This is a genomic window from Caldicellulosiruptor sp. F32, from assembly GCF_000404025.1.
Lineage (GTDB): Bacteria > Bacillota > Thermoanaerobacteria > Caldicellulosiruptorales > Caldicellulosiruptoraceae > Caldicellulosiruptor > Caldicellulosiruptor saccharolyticus.
This window is the reverse complement of record NZ_APGP01000035.1, coordinates 1-1503: the sequence shown is the minus strand read 5'-3', so window position 1 is coordinate 1503 and position 1503 is coordinate 1. Positions and strand designations below refer to the sequence as shown.

Here is a 1503-nt window from a genome sequence, read left to right as displayed (position 1 = left end):
TTTATGGCAAAATCAGGCATAGTAGTGGTAGAGAAGATTTACTTTTCAGAATTAAAATAGACTATAAAATGACTTCAGAATGGGGTTATTTCCCAACTCGTTTTTTTGCATGGGGAATAGAACAGGTAGCATATTGTAGTGCAAATCTGAAAAAGCTAATTTTAGTGGATTATAAATCCAAAAAAGAAGGTTTATTGTAAGCAAATGCCAGAGGAAATAGAATATATTAGTGTAAATAAAGAAAGAAATGTGTTTGTTATTGCAACTCAAAAAGGGCTGTATCTTCTAAAGTCTCAACCTGCTTCAAAAAATAAAGAGTCTTCTGCGAATAACAGTTTTATATTAAAACAAGTTGCAAAGGGGTCATTTTGCTGGCCTGTTCTATCACCAGATGGAAGATATATAGCTTGTGGAGAGAACGATAATAAAGAAAATGAACTTGCTACATCATTGGTTGTGATTGATTTAAATAAAAATATCAAGAAAAAATTGCTTTCCGAAAGATTTGGAGATTTGCCAATCAATAATGTATATAGAATCATTTACTCTATTGCATGGAGCAGGGATAGCAGATATGTTGCTATCAGCACTACAACTCCTGCTGATCCAGCATGTATTTGGGTTTCAGTTGCAGACGTGTTAACAGGGAAAATAACAGAGTTTACGAAAAATACAGGGCTATGTAATCCACCGGGTTGTTTTACTTCCGAAGATAAGTTTATTTTCTCGCAGGGTGAACCACAGTATAAAGGATTTGGCGATTATTCTACTATCAAAGAACCTTTTAGAGCGAAATTGGTTTTTCTTGATTTTAAGAGAGGAAATTTAGAGTTTATAGAGGAAATTTCAAAAGATTTGAATGCATACTGGCCTATTTATGTAAATGGAGAAGTTTATTTTCTTGATAAAAACTCTTTTTTGACATCTGAGGGTTGTACAATTTATAAACTGGAAGGTAAAACAGTTAAGCGTTTGTTCGAAGTTAATGGTAACTTAGTGAATTATGATGTTATTAAAAATTAATTTTTCATTTTCGACAAAATTTAAATATTTGAGACTATGTAAAGTATAAGGACCTCCTTCTTGGTAAGAACCAGAATATAAACAAAAATATCCAAGAGGGAGGTCTTTTGTTATGGAAAATGTTTTAACAAAAGAGCAGCTCTTAGAGTTTATAAGAAAAAACAATATTCAGAGTGTAAGTGATATTTACGAAAGTTTAAAAGATTTGTTTAAGGATGTACTTCAGAGTTTTTTAGAAGCAGAGGTTAAAGAAACTCTATGTTATGAGAAATATGATGTTAAAAACAAATAAACTACTAATTCTCGAAACAGAAATACTCATAAGACTGTAAAAATAAGATTTGGAGAGATGGAAATTAATATTCCAAGAGACAGAGAAGGTGAATTTGAACCAAAGATAATTCCTAACTACAAAAGAAATGTTTCTGAAATTGAAGATAAAATATTAACTGCTTCTACAGAAGCAGTTAAAAACCAGAT

General features: G+C 31.1%; 1 protein-coding gene and 2 pseudogenes. All 3 read left to right on the top strand.

Going from position 1 to position 1503, the window contains the following annotated elements:
* A pseudogene (locus tag H964_RS12810) lies at positions 1–200 on the top strand (hypothetical protein); the annotation flags it as partial.
* A gap of 4 nt (positions 201–204) precedes the next feature.
* Entirely contained in the window at positions 205–1023 is an 819-nt protein-coding gene (locus tag H964_RS04010; RefSeq protein ID WP_237738186.1) for a hypothetical protein, read from the top strand.
* A 112-nt stretch (positions 1024–1135) separates the two neighbouring features.
* Positions 1136–1503 (top strand): annotated as a pseudogene (locus tag H964_RS12075) (transposase); the annotation flags it as partial.

What these genes read in the sequence shown, in the direction of transcription:
- H964_RS04010 (WP_237738186.1), top strand. Translation starts at nt 205, where the DNA reads ATGCCAGAGGAAATAGAATATATTAGTGTAAATAAAGAAAGAAATGTG.